The organism is Bradyrhizobium sp. NP1 (assembly GCF_030378205.1).
In the GTDB taxonomy this organism is placed as follows: domain Bacteria; phylum Pseudomonadota; class Alphaproteobacteria; order Rhizobiales; family Xanthobacteraceae; genus Bradyrhizobium.
This window is the reverse complement of record NZ_CP127385.1, coordinates 4792430-4809139: the sequence shown is the minus strand read 5'-3', so window position 1 is coordinate 4809139 and position 16710 is coordinate 4792430. Positions and strand designations below refer to the sequence as shown.

Sequence of the window (16710 nt, the reverse complement as noted above, 5' to 3'; positions counted from 1 at the left end):
GCGGCGGGGGCCGGGCGGTTGCGGTCTGAGGCATTCGCCCCGAGCGAATGAGCCCCCGGCGAAAGGATGGTCGCATGAAGCCGGTCGAGCAGGTCTACGACATCGTCGCATCCGCGGCGGTCGGAATCCCCGTATACCAACTCGTGTCGTGCGAGAGCGGCGGGCTGGGCGAAACATCGCTGTCCCGTGAAGGCCGTCGCGATGATTGTGGGCCGCAGCTCGCATGGGGGCTCGTCTCCTGGCTGGGTGGCTTGCGGCGCCGGTTGCTGGCGGCGATGTCGATCCCTGGGTGATGAGGCCGGCAAGGATGGAACAGCGCAGATCCGGCGATGACCGGATCTGCAGGCGAATCGCGCTGTCAAGGATTGACGAGTCCGTATCACGGTGCATCCTCGCGCCATGAAATGGTTCGCGGATGCCCGACTCGCTCGCATGAGCAGTGGCCGCTACTGCCTGATCAGGGACCTTGGCCTGGTCAAGGGCGGCAAGGGAATGAGACACCATGAGGTGTTGCTGGAGCTTTCCTGGCGGGGGCTGATCCGCTTGCTGAGGGAGAGCTGGCGCTTGCGCCGAACGGAGCAGCAGGCGTTGCGGCTGGCCCAGGAAAATCCGGTTCCGGCTACTTTGGAGAGGCGTGAACTTGTGGTCAGGCAGCCGCCAACTGATCCTGCGCCACGGTCGAGCGGTGACGGGCTCGTTTCCGACCCCGTCACCGCGGTTCTGGAGACTCCTCCATCGCCGGGCCTCTTCGCCAGGAGACACGCCGCTCGTTAGGGAAGATGCTTGTTCTGCATCAGTTCCCGCGTCTTGGCAGCGTCCGGCAAGCCGCAATCGATCTCGCCGCGATAGATGCCGATGTCTCTCAGCTCCCGGTCGCCGAGGCGTCGCAGGGCAGCTTGGCCGGCCTGATATTCGCGCTGCGCGATGATGGCTGCAATCCATCCGTTGATGAGCCGGGACAGCGCGCGGCCGGCAGCGCGGATCGTCTTCAAAATGTATGTCGTACCCGAATAACTGTAAGGGTCACTCAATAAGGTCATCGTCTTCTACCTTCTGCGGTGCAGCTCCCCTTTGTGCAGGATGCACGCTGCCGCTGGCGAAGACTTTCAGAGACCAACGATTTATCGTCCAGAAAAGCTTGAAATATCTTCGCGGAGGATTGCCGCGAAGCGGCCTTGGCTGGCGCCGGCGCGCGAGCCTTCATGACCCTCCATTCGGAGGCAGCTATCGAAGCCCCGCCCGCCGGAACGCTTCCAGGTATTGCTCGCGCTCGGCATCGCGTTTGAACGGCATCTCGCTGGCCAGCCAGGAGAGCGACAGCGTCGGCTGGACGCGGCGCAGGGCTTCCAGCGCCGCGGCCGCCAGCTCCGGTTGTTCGCTCATCGCGGCCGCAGCGGTCAGCACGCGGTGGGCGCCGACGAAATCGGGGCGCAGACGCAGCGCCTCGCGCGCGAGATCGATGGCCTCCTCGTAGTTGCAGCCGACGAACTGGCTGTAGGAGGCGACACCGCAGTAGATCGCGGCAAAGGGGTCGCGCGGGCTTAGGCGCAACGCATGGCGCGCCGCGCGGTCGCCTTCCTCCCAGCGTCCGCAATAGGCGAGCGCAACGCCGTAGTAGCCGCGCGCTAGCGAGAAGCTGGGATTGAGCGTCAACGCCAGCTCGAATTCCGCGAGGCAGTCGTCGAAACGCCGGGTGAACAGATAGACACTCGCCAGCGCGCAATGTGCCCAGGCGTCCTCGGTGTCGGCGTGAATGGCCGCGAGCGCCGCGCGCTCGGCGACCGGCAGCGCCTTCGCCATGTCTTCCCATCCCATATGGGCACTGAAGATATGACTGGCGGCGAGCACGCCGAGGGCCTGCCCGTATTGCGGATCGATGGTGATGGCTTTCTCGAGCAGCGCCTGGGCAACCATGTTGTCCTGGCGCGTGACGCGCCAGTAATGCGACAGGGCGCGCATCACGAGATCCCAGGCGTCCGTGCTGTCCGGTGCCTTGCGCCGGGCGCGGAAGTTTTCCGCGGCATAAAGCTGCGGCTCGATTGCGGCAACGATGGCCTGGGTGATCTCGTCCTGCACGGCGAAAACGTCGGCCAGGGCGCGATCGTAGCGCTCCGCCCAGATATGGCTGCCTGTTGAGACGTCGACCAGCTGCGCCGTAATGCGCACGCGCTCGCCGTCCTTCCGGACGCTGCCCTCGACCACATAGGCGACGCCAAGCTCGTCGCCGATCTGCTTCAGGTGAACCGATTTGCCCTTGTAGACGAACGAGGAGTTGCGGGCGATCACGTAGAACCAGCGCAGCTTCGACAGCGCCATGATGATGTCTTCGCTGATGCCGTCGGAAAAATAGTCCTGCTCGACCGCGTCACTCATGTTGGTGAAGGGCAGTACCGCGATCGCGGTACGATCGAACGCCGGAAGCGCCAGTCGCTCCGGCGCGCCCTCGACCAGATGGGATGCGGATTGTAGCACCGCCGCCGGCCGATCGACTTGGACGTTGGCGACAAAACGAAAGCCCTTGCGCGCAACGGTGCGCAGCAGACGCTGATCCTTGCCTGTGTCCCTGATCGCTCTCCGCACCGCGTTGATGCGGCTCGTCAGGGTCGACTCCGAGACGATGCGGCCGTCCCACACCTTCTCGAACAGTTCGTCCTTGCCGACGACCCGATCGCGATTCTCGAGCAGGTAGAGCAGCAGGTCAAAAACCTGCGGCTCGAGCGGGATGTCTTCGCCGGCGCAGATCAGCTCCCGTCGTCCGACGTCAAGCGCATGATTTTCAAAGATAAATCTCACTCGCCGAAAATCCGCCGTTGGTCGCCCTGGGGAAAAAATCAAGCATTTCCGAAGGCAAAATCACGCTCGCCTCCAAGTCTTTAGGTCCGTGCAGCGCCATGTTCGGTTCATCGCAGCATAGCCGCGCTGCAATCCGCACAGGAGAGGCCCATGGCGACCACGAGCACCGCGCGACAAACCGTCACACCGGATCTTGCCGCACTCAAGATCCGGCAACAGGCCGCCTGGTCGTCGGGCAACTACGCCATCGTCGGCACCACGCTGCAGATCGTCGGCGAGGAACTTTGCGAAGCGCTCGATCTGCGTTCCGGTTCCAGCGTGCTGGACGTCGCTGCCGGCAACGGCATGGCCAGCCTCGCGGCCGCGCGGCGGTGGTGCGACGTCACGTCGACCGACTATGTTCCGGCGCTGCTCGAATGCGCACGGGAGCGCGCAACTGCGGAGCGGCTCTCGATCGAATTCATGGAGGCGGACGCCGAATGCCTGCCGTTCGATGCAGCCGCGTTCGACGTGGTCGTTTCCACCTTCGGCGTCATGTTCACGCCCAACCAGGCGACGGCGGCCTCCGAATTGCTGCGCGTCTGCAAACCCGGCGGCCGCATCGGCCTCGCCAACTGGACGCCGGAGGGTTTTATCGGGCAGGTCTTCAAGACCCTCGGCAAGTATCTGCCGCCGCCGGCCGGCGCCCGGTCGCCGGCATTGTGGGGCACGCACGCCGCGCTTGAGGAAATGTTCGGCCACGAGGCGCGTTCCATCAGGGCCGAGCCGAAGCGGTTCAACTTCCGCTACCGCTCGCCGGACCATTTCCTGGACGTGTTCAGGACCTTCTACGGTCCTGTGCTGAAGGCGTTCGCCGCACTGGACCCGGCCGGCCAGCAAAACCTCCGCGACGACCTGCACGCGCTGATCGTGCGCATGAACAGGTCCGGCGACACCACCATGGTGGTGCCGAGCGAATATCTCGAGGTGGTGATCGCCAGGCGGTGAGGGGACTTTCGTCAAGCATATTTTCAACCCGGAGTTTTTTGATGAGCAGGATCATTGCGCTTGTTTACGGAATTGCTTCCTACGCCTTCTTCTTCGCCACCTTTCTCTACGCGGTCGGCTTTGTCGGCAACGTGGCCGTCCCGCGGACGATCGACGTCGGCCGGCCGGCGCCGACGACGGAAGCGCTGATCGTCAATCTTCTGCTGATGTCGTTGTTCGCGATCCAGCACAGCGTGATGGCGCGTCCGCAATTCAAGCAGTGGTGGACGCGGTTCGTGCCGAAGTCCGTCGAGCGCAGCACCTATGTGCTGTTTGCTACCGCGGCGCTAGCGCTGCTCTGCTGGCAGTGGCGGCCGATCCCGGCCGTGGTGTGGCACCTCGACGATCCCATGATCGGCGGCCTGCTGACCGGATTGTCGCTGCTTGGCTGGCTGATCGTGCTGACCAGCACGTTCCTGATCAATCATTTCGAGCTGTTCGGACTGCATCAGGTCGCGAACCATCTGGTTGGCCGCGAGATGCCGGCGGCGCGATTCCGCACGCCGCTGCTCTACAATTTCGTGCGGCACCCGATCTATCTCGGCTTCATCATCGCGTTCTGGGCCACGCCGCACATGACCGCGGGGCATCTGCTGTTTGCCGCAGTGACGACCGCGTACATCCTCATCGGCATCATGCTCGAGGAACGCGACCTCGTGAGCCAGTTCGGCGACGACTATCGCCGCTACCGGCAGCGGGTGTCGATGCTGGTGCCGTGGCGCAGATCGGCCTGATCGCGCCGCGAAACCTCGCCGATCCGCAGCGACGCTCGACGCCTCCACCATCGCTTTGCAGATGCCGAAGCACAATTGGGAATGGTCCGATGACAATTTCAGCGTTTCCGACGGGAAATCAGCAAAGCTGTGTCATAGCCTTGCATTGCTCGCTTGGCTCAGGCCGGCAATGGGCCAGGCTGACCGAGACGCTTGCCGCCCGCTATCGGGTTCTTGCTCCCGACATCTCCGGTTACGGTTGCCATCGCGGGTCGACGGATTGGCCGACGACCCTCGCCGGCGAAGTCGCGCATCTCGGCGAATTCGTGAGCGAAGCGAAAGGACCGCTGCATCTCGTCGGCCATTCCTATGGCGGCGCGATCGCTTTCAGGATGGCGACGGCGTCACCGTTTGCCGGCCGCGTGCGCAGCCTTACGCTGATCGAGCCGGTGGTGCCGACCTTGCTCAAGGAGAACGCCGCGGACCGCCGGCTGCATGACCTGTTTGCCCGGTTGGCGCGCGACGTTTCCGCCGATCTGTGGAACGGCATGGAGACGGAAGCGATCGACAGGTTCATGGCCTATTGGAATGGATCGGCCCCCGCCGAAGCGATTCCCGAGGACGCGCGTCTGCGCATGATCGAGCGTGTCGGGAAAGTCGCCTACGATTTCGCCGCGGCGCTTGGCGAAGAGAATGTCACGTCCGCCGCATCCGCCATTGGCGTCCCGACGCTGTTGTTGTCGGGAGGCCTGTCGCCTTACCTGACCCAGCGCATCGTCGGCCGGCTTGCCTCGATCATTGCTGGAGCCGAAGCGCATCACTTCCCCGCGGCCGGCCACATGCTGCCGCTCACCCATGCCAGCCGCGTGAATCCCCTGATCGCCGCGCACATCATGCGCGCTGACGATCTTGCCGGGGTGTCGCTCGCATCGGGGCCTGAAGCAGGGGACGGATCGGTCGAGGCCATGTTCACGGCCTGTCAGAGCGACTGATCTCTTGCATCATCCGCGCGTGCCCGGATTCCTGAGGGGCGGCAACGCAAAGCCGTTCGATCAGGATGCGGCACGTGCGGCCTGCCAGCCAACGGCATCCTCCGCCGTTTGCGTTTCCTGCATGAGGAAGGCGAACAACAGGCTCCACAGCGAAAGCATGGCAATCGGGATCATGTAGTACGGCGTCGCCACCGAATAGGTCAGGAAGAAAGCGACATTCAGTGCGAGATTCACCGCCGTCACCAGCACCACGCGCCTGACGCCGTCTCCTCGGCTCAGCAAATAGATCGTTGCGGCGATCGCGACGGCGACCAGGCCGACCTGCATCGGATCAGTGAAATACTGCGAAATCACCGCGATTGAAGGGTGGAATGGCTGGACCTCCGGATTGTTGCCATAGGTCGAGACGAACGGGCTGCCGGCGTTGATCGCGTTGGAAATCAGGGTTGGTGCCATGCCAACGACGAACGATGCCGTAAAGAGCGCGCCTTGCAGGAACGGCAGCGCCTTGCGGGATGCGAGGAACGAAACAAGGAAGAGCAGGAAATAGCCTGAAGCCAGGACCAGGTTCGCTACCCTGAAGTTGACGGTAAGGCCGAGCAGGAAGCCCACCGCGACGATCAGTCCGATTCTCGCATCGCGTTGCGGCCCGGCAAGCCATCGCGCCGTGAGAAAACCTGCGAGCGCGCATACGACCATGGTCGGCGCCATCGAATAGCTTGCCTTCGCCGGATTGATCATCATGTAGATCACAAGGCAGCCAAACACGCCTGCGAGAATGGTCGAAGACGCCGTCCGCGCGAGAAAGATGGCTAGTAACGCAAAGCCGAACATGGCGACCGTCGCCAGCATGTACATCGGGATGACCTGGCGACCTTGCGGGAACAGCGCCAGCACCATTCCGACGCCCGGCGGGTACTGGATCACCAGCTTTCCTGTTCGCTGCATCTGCATGTGACAGGGCGCTGTCGCCGCGTTGCTCCAGCCGGGGTAGCCGATCTCCTTCAGCTTCGAGGTCAGATAATGATCGTCGTCGTGGGAGATGTCGGTCTCCAGGCCCGCAAGCCCGAACCTCTGGAACAGGTGCGCCTGCCGCAGGTAGCAGATGTCGTCGTAGACGCCACGCGTCTCGTTCCATCGCGACATCGCCCACAACTGGCTGGCCAGCACTGCAAGACACAGGAACGCGAAGACGGCCTTGAGCGCGTTGTTGTTCGTTTTTGCCATCATCTTGCGCCTGGAAGCGTGAGGGGGGGGATTCTAGTCGAGCGCAAGGTACAGGTTGGATGATAGCGGCCCGAGCATCAAGCCGGTGTGGCCGACCGCTGCGTGCCTGGCGATTGGCGAAGCAAGCCGCCATAGCCGCTTTCGCGTCATCAGAATCAGGTTCTCTTCCTGCGCCCATTCCGATTTTCCGGTGATCCGGCACGCAACGCGGAAGGCGCCGCTGTGATAGTGGAGCAGCGGCAGCGCCGTATGATGCTCGACCGGAAAAAACTTGTTGGGCACGGTTATGAATACGCGGCGCGCAACGCGGCAGAGCTCTTTGACGAACAGCATTTGATTGTCATGACTGCCGACGTGTTCGAGGACGGCATTCGACGTCGCGACGTCGAATGAATTGTCCGCAAAAGGCAGGCGGGTGTTGGGCTCGATCTGGACGTAGCGGCAGAGCGGGAAGGCGGCCTTGAATTCGATGCCTGCGCCCAGGCCGCATGCCGTGATTTTTTCCTGATGGGGATAGCTTCTTTCGAGCGCGTTCGCGCCGTCGTTGATCACGTCGGAGACGCCAACGTCGAGGATCTGGTCCTCCGCGGAGGGATGCATATGAGACGTGAAATCTCGAAATATGCGGTCCCTGGCGATTAGAAGAAGTCGTTCGGCCAGGCTGCCTGGCGGTACCGACTTGTAATATTCCTGATCGATGACCGACACTGCCCTGCGTCCGCAAAAAAATTCGGGCAACAATCAGAATTTCTGATCGGGCCGGGTAGCTGGCTGGGGAACCTGGATTCGAACCAAGACAAACAGAGTCAGAGTCTGTTGTGCTACCGTTACACCATTCCCCACCGAAGTAGCTGATTTGACAGCGCTTTTTTCGGAAGTTTTCCAAGATCGCCAAGGAGTTTTCCAAATCAGGCGTCTGGCAGCGGTGATATAGCCGTCCAAACGTTCGCGGTCTAGTCCTCCTTCGAGACCAGCCGAAGCCGCTTTTGCCCTTGGGCCGCGACCTGCATCTGATCCTTGAAGCGCATGTAGTGCTCGACGTTCTGCCTGGACATGCCGATGTCGTTGGCGATCTGGTCGACCTCGTAGGCTTGCTGGGCGCGCGCCAGGATGCCGGTGCCGCGCAGGCCGTGGATGGTCGGATGGTCAGCGTCGTCGGGCTCTATGTCCCAATCGTACTTCTTGACCTGGGCGACGACCCATTCTTTCCAGCGGCGACATATCTCCCGGCCTTCCGGGGTGTCGGCAAGCCAGCGACCCCAACGCGCGCGCAGGCCGTCAGCGGTGTATTGCGCGCCCTTCGGCGAATAAAGGTAAAGGTCTTCGCGGAAGCGATCGATCGGCTTCAGCCAGCGTGAATTCGTGAAGGTCACCGGCGTCTCGGCCCACTGGTCGATCTCGAGCGCGTCGGCGGCCGCGAGGGGAATGTGAAAGGACCTGCGGCGCTTTCTGGTCTTGAGCGGTCGACACCAGAGGCCGTTGCGGTCGCGGTGCTCGGGCCCCATCCTGATGAGATCGCTGCCGCGCTGGCAGGTCATCACGCCGAGCCGCATCATGCGGACCAGATCCGGCCAAGCTTGCGTTCGGACATAGTCGATCACCCATGACGGCCACGGCACATGCCCGCGGTCCGGGATGTCGAAGTCTCTCACCTTGTCGAACGGATTGAATTTGGCGAGGTCAAGCGGAATCGCCCAATCCCAGATAGTGCGGCCGACCGACAGCATCTGGTTTGCCATCACCGCGGTTTCTTTCATTGCGTCGCGTGCGGTCTGGACCGTGATCGGCGCCAGGTCGCGAACCGCCACCATGCCCCAAGTATCGTGCGCCTCGAAGCGGCGCATGTGCACTTCGTAATTAGATTGTGTGCCTTCGGAGAGCCGTTTGAATTCGTCGCTTGCGCGGTATCGGGTGATGAGATCGCCGATCGAGCCGGCCGGATAGCTGGTAGGAGTCGAGTTCCGGCGCCGCTCGACTTCGGCGAAAAACCGTGCCGGATGCTTGACCGCATCGGGCAATTTGATCCGCTCGCCCTCGCGGTCGGTGTTTCGTCCGGGATTCCAATAATAGTAGGTGTAGGCCTTTCCGCTTTTTTTGCGGATGGTTTTGGTCTCTACCCCTTCAGGCAGCGCCACGCCGGTTTCCCTTTTTCTGGCCAAATCTCAACGCTCCATGCATGGCCGCATCGGTGGTGTCCGATACCGTCCGGCCGGAGAGTTTACGGTCTACGTCTTCCCAGCGCCAGCGGGGAGTGCCCGAAGGGAACGTGTCGTACGGTGGGGGCAGGCGGCCTTCCTTCACCCATTGATCCCATGTGTCTGTCGAAATCAGCAATTCGGCTGCGCCAGTCTCCCGGTCGACATAGGACGGGGTTCGATCGCCGCGAAGCAGATTCTCAGACTTTCGTACCGTCATTGTCGTCGCACCCGTGATGGTTCATGTCGCACTTGATTTCGAAAACCGAGATCCGGAATCTCACACGCTCAACTTCGAGAAAATAGATCAATGTTCGAGGTTCGCCCCATGGGTCACGTTCTGGCCTTTCGCGACGTGAACTTCCGTCTTCCATTAACCTGTGCATCTCTTAGTTCATTCAATCACGGCGCCAAGCATTCACTCCACTGAAAGGAGAGAAAACTTGGGACGTGTTATGAGATGGTTGGAATGGCGAAAGATCCCTTTTGTCCAATAAGATCGAAAGAGATGACGACGATCATTTTTCGTTGACTTGAGTTTGAGTTCTCAGGATCAAGCCCGCCGGGCGAGAAGCCGCGTGACAGCGCGCACGAACTCGTAGCGGTCCACAAAGTGCAGCCGGCAGTTAAGTGATTCAGTCGGCTCGCAATAAGCTTAATGCGCGAGCACGGCGAGCTCGGACCCATTCATTCGAAAGCACGAAGTCACGGCGGACTCCTTATTCGCCTTGCTTCGTAGCTCCAGAACGGCCTAGTCATTCAACCATCCGGATATCCGGGTTGGCACAAGGCGAACCTGCTGGCGTTTCCTGGAGTTTGCTCGAACGTCCGTTCTTTGGCTGGAGCCAGCTCAAATTGGCCCATGATGGATTGGAATGAAAGTGCATTTCGTTCAGCGGGTTAGAAGGGGGCGTGTGCACGATGTGTGCACCGAGAGATCAAGGAAAATCTAGCGATTGCTGGCTTTGCCGGCCGACTTAACGAATGGCGCGTCAGGTTTTGCGATGTCTCGCGCTGACGGCGATCGCTGCGGCGGCGGTCCTATTGTCGACCCCGAGCTTCGAATAGATCTGCTCCAGATGCTTGTCGACGGTGCGCGGGCTCAGGCCCAGGATCTGCGCGATGTCGCGGTTGGTCTTGCCCTTCGAGAGCCAGGATAACACCTCGCCCTCGCGGGTGGTCAGCCCGAGCTCGCTGGAGAATTCCGCGGGCATGTCGCCGCTGGTGTCCTTGGCGAGCCGCAGCAGGAACTCGTCGGGACCGAGCTTGCCCATGTACTGCAGACGGAGCTGCTCGTTGCCGGGGAGGGATGCCGTGGTCGCGGTCTTCGCCCCGGATTTGCCCTTCTGCGCCTGGTCGAGCCATTGCGGTATCGGGTCGGGCAGCGCGAAGTCCCCGGTGTCGGCGAGCGTATCGGACAGGAGTCTCTGCGCCTGCGGCGTCGCCCATAGCAGCTTGCCCGCGCTGTTCAGCGCCAGCAGATAGCGGCCGGAGACGTCAAGCGCCGCGCGCGCGCTCTGGGTCATGCGGGCGTTGGCGAGATGGACGCGGATGCGCGCCAGCATCTCCTCGACCACGATCGGTTTTGTCACGTAGTCGACGCCGCCGGCTTCCAGCCCGCGCACGATGTGCTCGGTCTCGGCCAGGCCTGTCATGAAGATGATCGGCACGCCGTCGAGCCCGGCGTCGCGCTTCAGCCGCCGGCAGGTCTCGAACCCGTCCATGCCTGGCATCACGGCGTCGAGCAGCACGATGTCGGGCGTGATCTGGTCGATGATCCGCATAGCGGAGGCGCCGTCGAGCGCCACCATCACGGTCATACCGGCGCCGTCGAGCGCATCGGTGAGCAGGCGGAGCGTCTCGGGGGAGTCGTCGACGACGAGCGCGACGTCACGCTTTTTCTTGTCGATGGTCATAGCTGCGCAAGGTCTTCAACGTCGCCATGTATTGGTCGAGATCGAACTGGTCGATCAGCGTGCGCATCTGCGTAACGAAATTGGCATGTTCAGGGTGTTCGTTGCCGATCTCGTCAAGCTTGAGCTGGATCGCCCTGATATAGCCGAGCTGCCCTAGGTCGATCAGCTCCTCGAGATATTTCACCGGCGGGCGGGTACCGCTGTCCGGCTTCCATGGCGGGGGTGCGGCCGGCTCGGCGGCCTCATACTGCCATTCGATCTTGAGCAATTGGCGGATGGTTTCGAGCAGCCGCGGGATGTCGATCGGCTTCATCAGGTAGCCGTCGTGAAACGGCTGCGCCAGCGGCGCGCCATGGGCTTCCAGCGCGCTCGCCGAGATCATCAGGATGCGCGCCTGGTGGTGGCCGGCAGCGCGCAAGGCTTCGGCGACAGTCCAGCCGTCCATGCCGGCCATGGAGATGTCGAGCAGGAACAGGTCAGGCCGGCAATGCTGCGCCAGCGCGAGGCATCCCGGTCCGTCGGGCGCGCTGAGCAGAATGAAGCCGAGCGGCGCCAGCACCTCGCGCAAGAGGTCGCGATGGGTCGGATCGTCGTCGGTGATCAGGATGGTCCTGCGCGTGCCATGATAGCCGTAGACGGGAGCGTCGACCGGCGCGTCGCGGCGCGGATTGGTGACTTCCGACAGCAATAGCTTGACGCGGAACGTGCTGCCGGTGCCGACGGTCGAGGTCACCTTGATGTCGCCGCCCATCACGCCCGCGAGCAGGCGGCTGATGGTGAGGCCGAGGCCGGTGCCGGTCTGCGGCTGCGAGACGCCGAGCGCACCGCGCTCGAACGGCGCGAAGATGCGTTCGAGATCGTCCGGCTGGATACCCGGCCCGGTGTCGGTCACCTCGAACTCGGCGACCGGGCTGCGGTAATGAACGATGAATTGCACGTGTCCGGCTTGCGTGAACTTGATCGCGTTCGAGAGGAGGTTGATCAGGATCTGGCGTAGCCGCTTCTCGTCGGCATAGACCACGACGGGCAGCAGCGCCGGCCGCTTGAACACGAAGTCGATGCCCTTGGCGGCGGCCTGCAGGCGGAACATGCCGACCAACTGGTCGAGGAAATCGCTCAAGCGCACCTCGTCGCGCGAGAGATAGAGGCGGCCTGCCTCGATCTTGGAGATATCGAGAATGCCGTCGATCAATCCCGACAGATGGTCGGCGCTGCGGCGGACCACACGCACCTGGTCGCGCGGCCGGGCCTGCAGCGTGGTGTCCTGTTCGAGCAATTGCGCATAGCCCGAGATTGCGTTCAGCGGTGAGCGCAGCTCGTGGCTCAGGCCGACGACGTAACGGCTCTTGGCGAGGTTGGCGGACTCGGCAACCTCCTTGGCGCGCTGCAGCTCGGCGTCGGTGCGCTTGTGGGCGTCGATTTCCTGGATCAGGAGCGCGGTCTGCCGCCGGGTTTCCGCCTCGGCCGCGCGCCGGCTCTGCTGCGCCAGCACGAAAAGCCAGGCCACCACCCCGATGATCAGGATCAGCGCGAAGAACACCCTCCAAAGGACGTCGGCGAGCAGTCCGTCGGCGTGCACGGTCGCCGACGTCTGCAAATAGATCAGCCCGAGCACGAGCCCGACGAGGCCGGCGGAAACCGCGAACACGCCAAGGTAATGCCCGAGCTGCGAGTTGATGCGGGCGTAGATCGGCTGCGGCATCAGTTTTCCGAGCGTTTCCGACACTTGCGCACCGATCCGCGCATGCGGTTTGCAGAGGTCGTGACAGCGCGCGTCGAGTGAGCAGCACAGCGAGCAGATCGGGCCGGCATAGGCCGGGCAGGCGGCCATGTCCTCCGGCTCGAACGAATGCTCGCAGATACAGCACTGGATCGACTCAATATTCTGCCAGCTCCGCTTCGGCTTGCGCGCGATGTAATACTTGCCGTCGGTGGCCCAGGCAATCAGCGGTGCGGCGATGAAGGCGACCGCGAGTGCGACGAAGGCCGACAGCGCCTTCGCGGTCGGTCCGAACAGGCCGTAGAACGCGCTGATCGAGACAATAGTGGCGATCGTCATCGCGCCGACCCCGACCGGGTTGATGTCGCAGAGATGGGCACGCTTGAACTCGATGTGCTGCGGGCGCAGGCCGAGCGGTTTGTTGATGACGAGGTCGGCGACGAGCGCGCCGACCCAGGCGATCGCGACGTTTGAATAGAGCGCCAGCGTCTGCTCAAGCGCCTTGTAGACACCGATCTCCATCAACAGCAGCGCGACCACGACGTTGAACACCAGCCACACCACGCGGCCGGGATGGGAGTGGGTGAGGCGGGAGAAGAAGTTCGACCAGGCGATCGAGCCGGCATAGGCGTTGGTGACGTTGATTTTTACCTGCGACAGGATGACGAACGTCCCGGTCAGCGCCATCGCCAAATCCGGCTGCGACAACACGTAGCGGAATGCCTCGAGATACATGTTGGCGGGCTCGGCGGCGTGCTCCGCCGGTACGCCGTGGCTCAGCGCGAAGAAGGCGAGGAAAGAGCCCGCGAGCAGCTTCAGCGCGCCGAGGACGATCCAGCCGGGGCCGGCGCTGAGCAATGCGATCCACCAGGCTTTTCGGGAGGTGCGGCGGTCGCGCGGCAGGAAGCGCAAGAAGTCGACCTGCTCTCCGATCTGCGCCACCAGCGCGAACACGACCGACGCCGCGGTACCGAACAGCAGGAGGTCGAGATGGCCGCCTGAGTCGCCGTGCTCGCCGGCAAATGTGCGCCATTCGGCGAACGAATGCGGGTTGGCCCAGGCGATCGCCGCGAACGGCATGATGTGGAGGATGACCCATAGCGGTTGGGTCCAGAGCTGGAAGCGGCTGATCAGCGTGATACCGTAGATCACGAGCGGGATGATCACGACCGCGCTGATCAAATAGCCGACCGGACGGGGAATGCCGAAACACATGTCGAGCGCGCTGGCCAGGATCACGGCCTCGATCGCGAAGAAGATGAAGGTGAAGGAGGCGTAGATCAGCGAGGTGATGGTGGAGCCGATATAGCCGAAGCCGGCGCCGCGGGTCAGGAGGTCGATATCGATGCCGCATTTGGCGGCGTGATAGGCGATCGGCAGCCCGCACAGGAAGATAATCACGCTGACGACGAGGATCGCGGCGGACGCGTTCATCGTACCGTAATTCAACGTGATGGTGCCGCCGATCGCTTCCAGCGCGAGGAAGGAGATAGCCCCGAGCGCCGTGTTGGCGACCCGCGCGGCCGACCAGCGCCGCGCACTCTTGGCTGTGAAGCGCAGCGCATAGTCTTCCAGCGTCTGGTTCGCAACCCACTGGTTATACTGGCGCCTGACGCGGTCGATCCGCTGCCGCCCTGCCACTTTGCTCGGCTCCTGATCCGGAATGTCCCGGTCTTGTTGCTGGCAAATCCCGTACCAGAACCTACGTCGCTATTTTGCGGTGCAGTATACGCAATCCCACGTATCAGTGCGCTGCACAAAAATGAGCAACCCTCGGCCCCACAAATAAGCGTTGTCGAACCAATGGGGTGCTTATGTCAGACGAAACCAGACCAGGCCTGAAGTCTCCGCTCCGCCGCAAGCTCTTGATGGGAATGGCCGCGCTGCCGGCCGTTTCGATGTTGCCCCGTCCCTCGTTCGCGGACATCCCCGCAACCTCTGTGGTCAATACGACGGGTCTTGCAGTCACTGATAGTGAGGTGACGGTCGGCATCCTGCACTCCGTCACCGGCACCATGGCGATCTCCGAGACCGGGTCGGTGGAGGCCGAGAAGCTCGCGATCGAGCAGATCAACGCCGCCGGCGGCGTGCTCGGCCGCAAGATCAAGTTCATCCAGGAGGACGGGGCGAGCGACTGGCCGACTTTCGCGGAGAAGGCGAAGAAGCTGCTCGTCAACGACAAATGCGCGGCGGTGATGGGCTGCTGGACCTCGGCATCGCGCAAAGCCGTGCTGCCGGTGTTCGAGCAGTACAATGGCATGCTCTACTACCCGACCTTCTACGAAGGTCTCGAGCAATCCAAGAACGTCATCTACACCGGCCAGGAGGCGACGCAGCAGATCATCGCCGGCCTCGACTGGGTCAACAAGACCAAGGGCGCCAAGACCTTCTACCTGCTCGGCTCCGACTACATCTGGCCGCGCACCTCGAACAAGATCGCGCGCAAGCATATCGAGGGCCACCTGCAGGGCGCCAAGGTCGTCGGCGAGGAATATTTCCCGCTCGGGAGCACCCAATTCAACTCGGTGATCAACAAGATCAAGCTGACCAAGCCGGACGTGATCTACGCGATCATCGTCGGCGGGTCCAATGTCGCCTTCTACAAACAGCTCAAGGCGGCCGGCATCGACCTCTCGAAGCAAACGCTCCTGACCATCTCGGTCACCGAGGACGAGATCGACGGCATCGGCGGCGAGAACATCGCGGGCGCCTTTGCCTGCATGAAGTACTTCCAGTCGCTCGACAATTCGAACAACAAGACTTTTGTGCCCGCCTTCAAGAAGATGTGGGGCGAGAAGACCGTGATCGGTGACGTCACGCAGGCCGCCTATCTCGGTCCGTGGCTGTGGAAGCTGACGGTGGAGAAGGCGGGCTCCTTCGACATCGACAAGGTCGCAGGTGCCTCGCCCGGCGTCGAGTTCAAGGGTGCACCGGAAGGCTATGTCCGCATCCACGAGAACCATCACCTGTGGTCGAAGACCCGTGTCGGCCGCGCTAAGGCCGACGGCCAGTATGAGTTGATCTACGAGACCGCCGATCTCGTCGAACCGGATCCGTTCCCGAAGGGCTACCAGTGAGGCGGCGAGTTGAGGGTGCAACCTCGCTCTGAACGCATTGCGGCGTGGACGATATTGCCCACGCCTCGGATCGAGCGTCGCTGCGTCGCGGCGCGTGCCTTGGAATGACGGAGGACGACGAAATGTTCGGCGACTACTCGATCGGTGATCTCGGCGCCATCTTGGCGATGCAGGGATTTGCCGGGCTCATCCTGTTCTCCGTCTACGTGCTGATGGCGCTCGGGCTCGCCATCATCTTCGGCCAGATGGGCGTCATCAACATGGCCCACGGCGAGTTCATGATCCTCGGCGCCTACGTCACCTGGATGACGTCGAACGCGGTCCAGCACGTCGCGCCCTGGCTGTTTCCCGGCTATTTCTTCATCGCGATGGTCCTCGCGTTCATCGCCTCGGGCTCGCTCGGAATGCTGGTCGAGTGGGGACTTATACGCCATCTTTACAAGCGCCCGCTCGATACGCTGCTCGCGACCTGGGGCCTCAGCCTGATCCTGCAGCAGTCCTATCGTTCGATCTTCGGCGCGCGCGAGGTCGGTGTCGAACTGCCGGATTGGATGATGGGCTCCTGGCAGGCGACCGACTCGATCCAGATCCCGATCAACGGCATGTTCGTGATGGGCCTGACCATCCTGATCACGATCGCGGTCGCCTATGTGCTGTTCTGGTCGCGCTGGGGCAAGCAGGTGCGCGCTGTGGTGCAGAACCGCGTGATGGCGGGCGCCGTCGGCATCAACACCGAGAAGGTCGACCGCTACACCTTCGGCCTCGGCTGCGGCATCGCGGGGATCGCCGGCAGCGCCTTCACCATGATCGGCTCGACCGGGCCGACCGCCGGCCAGCTCTACATCGTCGACACCTTTCTGGTCGTCGTGTTCGGCGGCGCCGCCTCGCTGTTCGGTACCATCGCCTCCGCCTTCTCGATCTCGCAGACGCAGTCGACGCTGGAGTTCTTCATGTCGGGATCGATGGCCAAGGTCATCACGCTGCTCACGATCGTCGCGATCCTGATGCTGCGCCCGCAGGGGCTCTTCGCGCTCAAGGTCCGCAAGTAGCA

General features: G+C 62.7%; 13 protein-coding genes and 1 tRNA gene. 6 read left to right on the top strand and 8 right to left on the bottom strand.

Annotated elements, in window-relative coordinates; all coding sequences use genetic code 11:
• The first annotated feature begins 74 nt into the window (after positions 1-74).
• Positions 75-293 (top strand): hypothetical protein, encoded by a 219-nt coding sequence (locus tag QOU61_RS23295; RefSeq protein ID WP_289653538.1) that lies wholly within the window; start codon positions 75-77, stop codon positions 291-293.
• 477 nt (positions 294-770) lie between these two features.
• Here QOU61_RS23295 and QOU61_RS23290 read toward each other — a convergent pair whose 3' ends face one another.
• Together QOU61_RS23290 and QOU61_RS23285 are read right to left on the bottom strand one after the other, a co-directional pair.
• Positions 771-1040, bottom strand: a complete 270-nt coding sequence (locus tag QOU61_RS23290; protein ID WP_289653537.1) for a DUF1127 domain-containing protein — start codon at positions 1038-1040, stop codon at positions 771-773.
• 184 nt (positions 1041-1224) lie between these two features.
• On the bottom strand, positions 1225-2793 hold the full coding sequence (locus QOU61_RS23285) for a winged helix-turn-helix domain-containing protein (protein WP_289653536.1): 1569 nt from the start codon (positions 2791-2793) through the stop codon (positions 1225-1227).
• Between the two features lie 150 nt (positions 2794-2943).
• Between QOU61_RS23285 and QOU61_RS23280 the strand changes: the two genes are divergently transcribed.
• The 3 genes from QOU61_RS23280 to QOU61_RS23270 all read left to right on the top strand — a co-directional run bounded on the left by QOU61_RS23280 (position 2944) and on the right by QOU61_RS23270 (position 5524).
• Entirely contained in the window at positions 2944-3780 is an 837-nt protein-coding gene (locus QOU61_RS23280; RefSeq protein WP_289653535.1) for a class I SAM-dependent methyltransferase, read from the top strand.
• Between the two features lie 41 nt (positions 3781-3821).
• Positions 3822-4553, top strand: coding sequence for a methanethiol S-methyltransferase (gene mddA / locus QOU61_RS23275; protein ID WP_289653534.1), 732 nt, complete (start codon positions 3822-3824; stop codon positions 4551-4553).
• 89 nt (positions 4554-4642) lie between these two features.
• Positions 4643-5524, top strand: coding sequence for an alpha/beta fold hydrolase (locus tag QOU61_RS23270; RefSeq protein WP_289653533.1), 882 nt, complete (start codon positions 4643-4645; stop codon positions 5522-5524).
• A 60-nt stretch (positions 5525-5584) separates the two neighbouring features.
• On the opposite strand, the gene QOU61_RS23265 is transcribed toward QOU61_RS23270, so the two are convergent.
• From QOU61_RS23265 to QOU61_RS23240, 6 genes are all read right to left on the bottom strand, one after another.
• Entirely contained in the window at positions 5585-6751 is a 1167-nt protein-coding gene (locus tag QOU61_RS23265; RefSeq protein ID WP_289653532.1) for a hypothetical protein, read from the bottom strand.
• Between the two features lie 33 nt (positions 6752-6784).
• A complete protein-coding gene (locus QOU61_RS23260) occupies positions 6785-7351 on the bottom strand; it encodes a methyltransferase domain-containing protein (protein ID WP_289653531.1) in 567 nt (188 codons plus the stop codon).
• A gap of 168 nt (positions 7352-7519) precedes the next feature.
• Positions 7520-7593 (bottom strand) — tRNA-Gln (locus QOU61_RS23255).
• 111 nt (positions 7594-7704) lie between these two features.
• Positions 7705-8886, bottom strand: coding sequence for a site-specific integrase (locus QOU61_RS23250; RefSeq protein WP_289653530.1), 1182 nt, complete (start codon positions 8884-8886; stop codon positions 7705-7707).
• Positions 8887-9938: 1052 nt separating this feature from the next.
• Complete coding sequence (locus QOU61_RS23245; protein ID WP_289653529.1) at positions 9939-10862, bottom strand: response regulator; 924 nt, start codon at positions 10860-10862, stop codon at positions 9939-9941.
• On the bottom strand, positions 10837-14223 hold the full coding sequence (locus QOU61_RS23240; protein WP_289653528.1) for a hybrid sensor histidine kinase/response regulator: 3387 nt from the start codon (positions 14221-14223) through the stop codon (positions 10837-10839). The genes QOU61_RS23245 and QOU61_RS23240 overlap by 26 nt, the downstream gene beginning before the upstream one ends.
• Positions 14224-14396: 173 nt before the next feature.
• On the opposite strand from QOU61_RS23240, the gene urtA reads away from it, so the two are divergent.
• Entirely contained in the window at positions 14397-15659 is a 1263-nt protein-coding gene (gene urtA, locus QOU61_RS23235) for an urea ABC transporter substrate-binding protein (protein WP_289653527.1), read from the top strand.
• Positions 15660-15781: 122 nt separating this feature from the next.
• Positions 15782-16708 (top strand): urea ABC transporter permease subunit UrtB, encoded by a 927-nt coding sequence (urtB, locus tag QOU61_RS23230; protein WP_289661701.1) that lies wholly within the window; start codon positions 15782-15784, stop codon positions 16706-16708.
• Positions 16709-16710: the final 2 nt, after the last annotated feature.